Annotated in this window: 3 protein-coding genes; 1 reads left to right on the plus strand and 2 read right to left on the minus strand. The window is 65.1% G+C overall.

The window, feature by feature from the left end:
* Positions 1 to 311: 311 nt before the first annotated feature.
* Positions 312 to 3284, minus strand: coding sequence for a HEAT repeat domain-containing protein (locus VM054_09200; GenBank protein ID HUT99237.1), 2973 nt, complete (start codon positions 3282 to 3284; stop codon positions 312 to 314).
* Positions 3285 to 3378: 94 nt separating this feature from the next.
* The gene (gene miaA / locus VM054_09205) at positions 3379 to 4314 is read right to left on the minus strand and encodes a tRNA (adenosine(37)-N6)-dimethylallyltransferase MiaA (GenBank protein HUT99238.1); all 936 of its coding nucleotides are present in this window, start codon (positions 4312 to 4314) and stop codon (positions 3379 to 3381) included.
* Between the two features lie 168 nt (positions 4315 to 4482).
* Between miaA and VM054_09210 the strand changes: the two genes are divergently transcribed.
* Entirely contained in the window at positions 4483 to 7284 is a 2802-nt protein-coding gene (locus VM054_09210; protein HUT99239.1) for a tetratricopeptide repeat protein, read from the plus strand.
* Positions 7285 to 7411: the final 127 nt, after the last annotated feature.

Below are 7411 nucleotides of genomic sequence, written 5' to 3' on the forward strand. Positions count from 1 at the left end.
GAAGGACACGCCTGTCGAGTTTATATCACCCTCTCGAATGACCCGCCCTTTTCGGCGGCCCGTGGAAGGGCCGCCATACACCTTTTACATTCAGCATCTCTTCTTTTAAAAGTGTGCTGACAGATCGTTAGCGGTCGTCTCAACATCGTGCTGGTCCGAAATGAAGTGGTGATCCCTTGTCCTTTTGAGTTGTCGGTTGCAACGGCGATTGAAAAAACCCCGCCCGTAAGCGGGGTCTTTCTGAGCCTCGTGGTGTATTCCTTGGGTATGGGGGAACACACACCCGAAAGCGGGGTCTTTTACGGGTTCGGTTAACCGGCCGTTTCGGCCGTCACGGGCGCGGGCAGTTCCACGCCGGCCAGCGCGTCCCTAGCCGCCCTCGCCAGCTCGGGGGGCGAATCGGCGGCTTCGATTATCTGCGTCAGGTAGGCCCGACCCACGCCGGTGGGATCCGCGGCCAGGGAGCCCAGAACGGTAAGCCTCACGGCCAGGCTCTGGTCCTCGGTGGCTATCTGGCCCCAGATTAAAGGCATGCGCTTGTCCGTCGTCCAGCCCGCTAACCGCTCGGCCACCAGAACCCGGATAGACTCGTCGCCGGTGCGGAACAGGCGGCGCAGATACGTCTGAGCCCCCAGGTCGTCCAGGGCGACGATGAGCACGGGGGCGTCCTGTGGATACGCGCTGATCTGTTCGGTTAAGCGATCCAGGACCTTGTCCCCCCCGATTCTGACCAGTATCGCGTACCCGAGCTGCCGTATCCCGGCGTCGTCGTTATTCAGGTAAGTGTCGAAGGCGGTGTAGGCGGTGGGACGATACTGGGCGATGTTATCCAGCAGCCCCTGGCGCAGGTAGTCGTACTGCAGGGCCTTTTCGGCCAGGATGGAGTAGGTGTCGTTGGACGCTATATCCCCGGTTAGGGTCTGGGTCGCGTAGGCCCAGGCGGAGATCTCCCGCGGCTCGGTGGCCAGCTCCTCGATCTGGCTCTCCGGGGTGCCGGTCAGCTCGGCGGCCAGGAGCTCGATGCCGGCTCCGAGGGGCGTGATGGGGGGCAGGCCGGGGTTGATGGTCAGGGTGCTGGTGGAGTTGAGCTCCTCTTTCAGGAATGCTAATCCGCGTCCCTCTTCGTCGTTGAGTCGGGTGAGGCAGACGGCTGCGCCGTAGCGGACGCCGTCATCCTCATTTTTGAGATAACCGGCGATATCGTCGGCCATGCGTTTGTCCCCCATGCGGGAGATGAAGTCGAGGGCGGCGATTTTCACCGACGGCGCGACGTCCGAGCCGAGTATATCGCGCACCTCGTCAATGGTGTTCTTGTCGCCGATGGCCAAGATGGAGCCGATGGCGCTCTCCTGCACCCAGGGATTCGGGTCCTGGAGGGCCTGGCCCAGGAAGCCGGTCGTTCGCGTATCGGCGAATATGCCGAGGACCTGGGCGGCGCCCCAGCGGACGTAGTCGGACCCGTCGTTCAAAAGGCCCACCGTGGGCATCACGCCGCGTGTGTGGCCGATGCTCCCCAGGCAGGCCACGCCGATGAGCCGCCGGCCGACGCTGGGGTCGGAAAGCATGTCTATGAAGTGGTTGATCCCGTCGCGGTTATCGGAGGAGGCCAGCATGGAGGCGGCCCGCATTTTCACGGAGTAAATTTCACCCAGGCTCGAGGACAGGTCCTCGAAGTTGTCCTTGGTCTCCCCGTAAATCGTGTAATCGTCCTCCCCACGCTCGACAAGGGCCGCGAGCGCGTCGTCGCTCTCCGCATAGTCGTAACGGGCGACGGCGTCGAGGGCGGCCATCACAATCGTGATGTCCGGGTCCCCGAAGAGCTCCACCAGCATGGGGGGCGCCGGGGTCTCGGAGTTGCTCCGCATGGATAGGGCGTCAATCGCGATGAGGCGCGTCAGTTGGTCGTTGTCCACCCCGAGGTAGATCTGGAGCTCCCCGTAGTCGGCGATGGAGGCGACCGCGTGGGTGACGGCGGGGATGAGGGTATCGTCGGCGACGGCGTACCTGATCAGGCGGTCGAGGTCCTCGGAGCTGCCCAGGGACCCCACGCCGCAGATGGCGGCGATGCGAACGTCCCGGTCGGGGTCGTCAAGAAAGCCGTTGATGGTGCCCAGGTAATCCTCGTTGTCGAGATTGGACAGGGAGTTTATCAATTGGAGTTTGACGAACCAAAGCTCGTCGGGTTTCAAGAGCGCCGCTTTCATTGCCTCCCCGCCGGTCCGCATCCGTCCGAGAACCATAGCGGCCATCATCCGTCTCTGCGGATCGTCCTCGCCGAGGGCGGCGACGACGGCCGTTTCGACCGCCTGCTTCCCCTCCTCATTCTCGAAGCTCGCGAGGGCGTTGACGGTGGCGATGCGGACGCGCTCGTTGGCGTCGGACAGGGAGCGCATCAGCGGCGTGACGGATGTCGTGTCGTCGAAAACGTCCAGGGCCTGGATGGCCGGGATGCGGACCGAGGGTTCCGGGTCCTCCAGGGCGTTGATGCAGTGCTGGTAAACCGAATCCTCGAGCGTTTTTAGGTTTTGCCGGTCGAGCTCGGCCGTCTTATCGTCCCCGTAGGAGATGGATTGGAGGGCGTGCGCGACGTAGTAGCTCCCGATGGCATGGATGGCGTTGAAGGTCGCGGCGCGGACTCCGGCCACCTGGTCCTCGGCGAGCTGCTTGAGGAAGTAACCCGATTCGTGGAGGTGGAGGGACGCCAGGGAACCGGCGGTGCAGATGCGAACGCCGGGGTCGGGATCGTTCGCGCCGTAGGAGAATAGGTCTATGGCCTCCTCGCGATCCTTCTCACTGCCGAAGGCCAGCTGGCCGAGGGCGATCATCACCTCGCAGCGGAACTGGGCCGCCAGCTCGATGGAGAGCTCGTCCTCCCCGATAGCGATGGGTTCCCCCAGATTCTCGGTTTGGGATTCCGGGAGGTAGGAGGCGTCTATGAGAGGTTGCGTCGCGGAGATGGAACCGATGGCGGCCATGCCCCGGACCGCGGTGATGCGGATGTCCGTTACCTCCCGCATGATGGCCTCCTCGTCCATCTCCGAGAGGCGCGCGGGGGGCACCTGGGTTTCGAACAGGTTGCGCACGGTCGAGAAATCGAGGAGCTTGGCGAAGATGTCCACTCCTTCTTCGCCGAGCTTGACGATTTCGTCCCGGGCGAGGAGTCTGGCGCGGGCGTCCTCAGCGGTTACGACCGAGGACATGAGCTCGTCGCTGCTGGCGCCGCAACCTATGGTGGCGATGGTGCACAGCCCGATGAGAAGGGCGGCAAAACGGGTCAGGCGCATCTCGGCCCCTTTCCGGGGGAGTGGGATACCCCGTAATTCCAATAATTGGGTCAACTTTCAGTATTTTGATTCTAGCAGAACGCAATCTCCGAGGTCAAGAAATCGCTCCGAGACGACGCGCCAGTGCGTCGTACGCCGACTCCTCCCCGGGGGCGTCCACCCCGAGCAAGTCGAACCTCGGATCGGAGCGGATCCAGGTCAGTTGGCGCTTAGCCAGCCTGCGCGTCGCCGTGGCGGTGTCCTCGATCGCCCGCTCGGGGGGAATTTCCCCGCGCAGGCACGCCGCCGCCTGGAGGTACCCGATGGACTCCAGGGCGGGTGCCGAGGGGGGCATACCCGATTCGAGCAGACCCCGCACCTCCTCCACCAGGCCCCGCTCGAATATCCGGCGGGAGCGGTCGTTTATCCTCCCGTAGAGCTCGTCCCGGGGACGGACCAGGGCGATCCGGGTCACCGGTCCCTCGATTGGGCGGGACGCATTATCGGCGTTCCACTCGGAGAGCCCCCGACCGGTCTGGAGGTGGACCGCCAGAGCCCGGGCGAGACGCTGCCGGTCGTGGGGATGGATGCGGTTGGCCGAAACCGGATCGCACCGCCGGAGCCTTTCCGCGAGCTCCTCGGTCTCGAGCGCCTCCAGCCCGTGCTCGATATCGGGGTCCGTCTCCGGGGCCCCGCTCAGACCGTCGAGGAGAGCCCGGGCGAAGAGGAGCGTCCCGCCCACGATCAGCGGTATCCGCCCCCGGCGGTGGATTCCCGCGACGGCCGCGGCCGCCAGATGGGCGTACCGGCCGGCGGAAAACCTTTCAGTGGGGTCGCAGACGTCCACCAGGTGGATGGGAAAGCCGGCGCGGAGCTCGGGCGAGGGCTTGTTGGCCCCGATTTCCAGTCCCCGGTAGACCTTGACCGAATCGCACAGGACCAGCTCGACGGGGAATGCCCCGGCGAGGCGAGTAGCCAGAGCGCCCTTGCCGACGGCCGTCGGACCGCCGAGGAAGAAAACTCCGGTTCGGGATGCTTCGGCTTCAGTCACCGGCGTGGCCGCGCGTACGCCGCGGGGAGGTGGGAAAGGTCAATTTACATTCGATGAAAGACGTGTTAAATTGAAGTAAAGGCTCCTTATAGCGCCATGACATACGAGAAGAAATTACCACCCGAGTTCCGCCATCCGGCCGGGCTTTCCGGTCGCCGGAAGTACAGGTTGGTACACGACCTTCCCGGCGTGGACCCCGGTCTGGACCGGATCATCGAGGAGAGCCTGAACGCCGCCCGGCGCAGGGCTTTTCTCATCGAGTGCGCCGGGGAGATGGGGGGCGACGGAGCCGCCTTCCGGGAAGCGCTGGCCGCCTTCGCGGTTAAATCCGGATTCAGGGTAATCCGCACCGCCGACCGGGGTGGGGTGGTGGAACCCCTGAGCCTGGTGAAGACGATAGTGGAGGGGTATGCCCCCTGGGCTGAGCTGCGCGAATCGCTCCCCGCCGCGCTGGCGGAAAATCTCCGCCTCCTCGAGGAAGGCTACGCCGAAGCCGGTGAAGGGAAAGCCGAGGACGACGCGGGCGACCCGACCGGTCTGCGCTGGACGCGGGTGGATTATACCATCGAACTCCTCGGACGGGTCATGGAGGGGCCCACGGCGGTTTTCGCGGACAACACCGAGGGTGGAGGAGACCTGGAAACCCTGGCCGTTCTGGAGAGGCTGATGAGCGAGCGGAGTCGCACCCCTATTCTTCTGGTTCTGGGGGGGACCAGCGGCGCGGTCTCCTCCGAGTACTTTGACCGGGTGGACAGCCTCCACCTGCGATACCTGCCCGTCGTCCGGTCCGAGGAGTTGGGGAGACTCGGCGAAGAACTCGGTCGGAGGCTCAACCCGGGGCAGCTCGAGCACTACCTCGCGGAACTGCCCCGGAGCCGGGTTCACGCCGAGCAGCTACGGGCGTACTACGAGCTGGACCTGGACGGCGTGTTCGAAGAGCGCCTGCTCACATCGAAAACGACCATCCAGCTCTTCATGTACCGCTGGGAGGGATTGAGGAAGGAGGAAAAGAAGGTCCTGTGCGCCCTGGCCGGAGAGACGCGCCCGCAGTCTGCGGAGAGCGTCGCGAGGAGCACCGGCTTCAGTGAGAAGCGGGTGGAGAAGCTGCTGGGCGAGTTGACGAGGAGGTTCTTCTGCGAGCGGGTGGATGGGGGTTACACACTCCGCGCACCGCGATTCGGCGGGTGGATCGCCGATTTCGCCGGGGAAATGATGGACAAGGTTCATCGGGCCGGGCTGTCCGCGGAGGTCGAGACCGGGCGGAGCTTTGTCGAGGATTTTTTCCGGGTGAAGCACCTCTCGGCCGTCGGTCGTGACGACGAGGCCCTGATCGGGCTGGTGGATGTGCTGGAACGCCTGCACCGATCGGGCTTTTTCCCCACCATCTGTTCCCTGGAGCCCCTCGCGGAGGGAGTCGCGTCCAGGGGTCGGGATAAACGGCTGAGCCTGGAGGCCCGACTGATCCTCGCCCAGGCCGACATCGAACTCCTCCGGTTCGATTCGGCGTTACGGCTTCTGGATATCGTCCGGGGATCGCTCTCGGTGGAGGACGCCCCATTCGCGGGGCGGGAGTGTCTCCTCCGGGGGACCGTCCACGAGGCGAGGGGCGAGAACGACGCCGCAGTCCGGTGCTTTCGGGAGGCTGCGGAGCGATTCGGTGGAACGCGGGAGGGGGCGCTGGCCCTTCGCCGGGCCGTGGACATCCAGGACACCCTCGGCGACCTCGAGCGGGACGGGTCTCTGGTGGACGAGCTGATGGGCTTTCCCGAGCTGGAAGGCATCGGGTACGTGAAAAAGCTGATGAAGGCCAAGCACCTGAGGCGGGGCGGGAAGTTCGAGGAGGCGGGGAAAATCCTCGCCGACCTGGTCAAGGCGGAGAAGCGCGGGGGCATCACGTGGCTGGGGGTGTCGGCGGAGATTGATCTGGGCAACGTCAACAGGCACCTGGGCCGGCTGGAGGAGGCCGCGAAACAGCTCGACGCGGCTGCGGAGCACGCCCGGCTCAGGGGCGACCTGCGGGGGTTGGCCGAAGCCAAGTTGGGCCTGGCCAACATCCTCTACCTGCAGGGGCGCTTCGGTGAGGCGGCGGACCTCCACCTCGAATGCCTGCCGATATTCGATAGAGTGAGGGCGCCCCACGAGCGGATGACGATCCTGAACAACCTCGGCATGATTTACCTGAACTGGGGGAGGCTGGAGTCCGCCCTCGACTGCCTGGAGCTGTGCCGGGCGTACTTCGCCGGCACGCGCTACACCGCCTACCTCAACGCCGTGGAGCTGAACCTGGGGCTGGCGCTGGTGAACCTGGGGCTGGCGGCCGAGGCGCTGACCACACTGGACGGGCTCAAGGTCCGGCTGTCCGAGGAGAGCCCCTATCGCCGCATCCTGCTGTGGGTCTTGGGGCGGGTGGCCCTGGAGCAGGAAAACCTCGAACTGGCCGAGGACCTCCTGACGAGGGCGCTGAGCGGGTTTCGGGACACATCCATGCTGAGTTGGGAGTTGAAGGCCGTCCAGCAGCTGGCCGAAATCTTGGTGATGACCCAGCGGCCGCAGCGGGCGAAGGAGATCCTCGAAGAGGCCCGACCTAGGCTGGAAAGCCTGGGCTCGGACATACACCGGGCGAATTTCCTGCAGGGGCTGGCGGAGGCCGAGCTGGCGCTGGGCGACGCCGATAAAGCCCTGGACCTGACCCGGCAGGCCATTGTGCTCGACGAGAGGAGCGGTAACCCCGTCAATCAGGCCCTGCTATATCACCTGATGGGTCGCGCCCATCTGGCCCAGGGGGACGAGAAGGCGGCGAAAAATTCGCTCAAGAGCGCCATGGACGAGCTGGAGGGAGTCCTGGGCGATTTGACCCAGGCCAGGCACCGGCGATCCTTCCTCAGCCGTCCGGTCATGCGGAATTTATTCGCCACGGCCACGATGCTTTCCGTGAGCCTGGATCGGAGGAGGTTCGAGGAGGGGCGGTGAGGTCGGTTAATACGGAGAGGGTCCCGTCGGCGGGGCTTTTTAATAACCGTGAGGCGGGGTGGAGTCGGTGATTGCGTCAACCGCCGTGCGCCCGAATGTAAGGCGGGGGCTCCGTACCCCGCCTGTC

The sequence above is a fragment of the bacterium genome, assembly GCA_035528375.1.
GTDB lineage: Bacteria > RBG-13-66-14 > RBG-13-66-14 > RBG-13-66-14 > RBG-13-66-14 > RBG-13-66-14.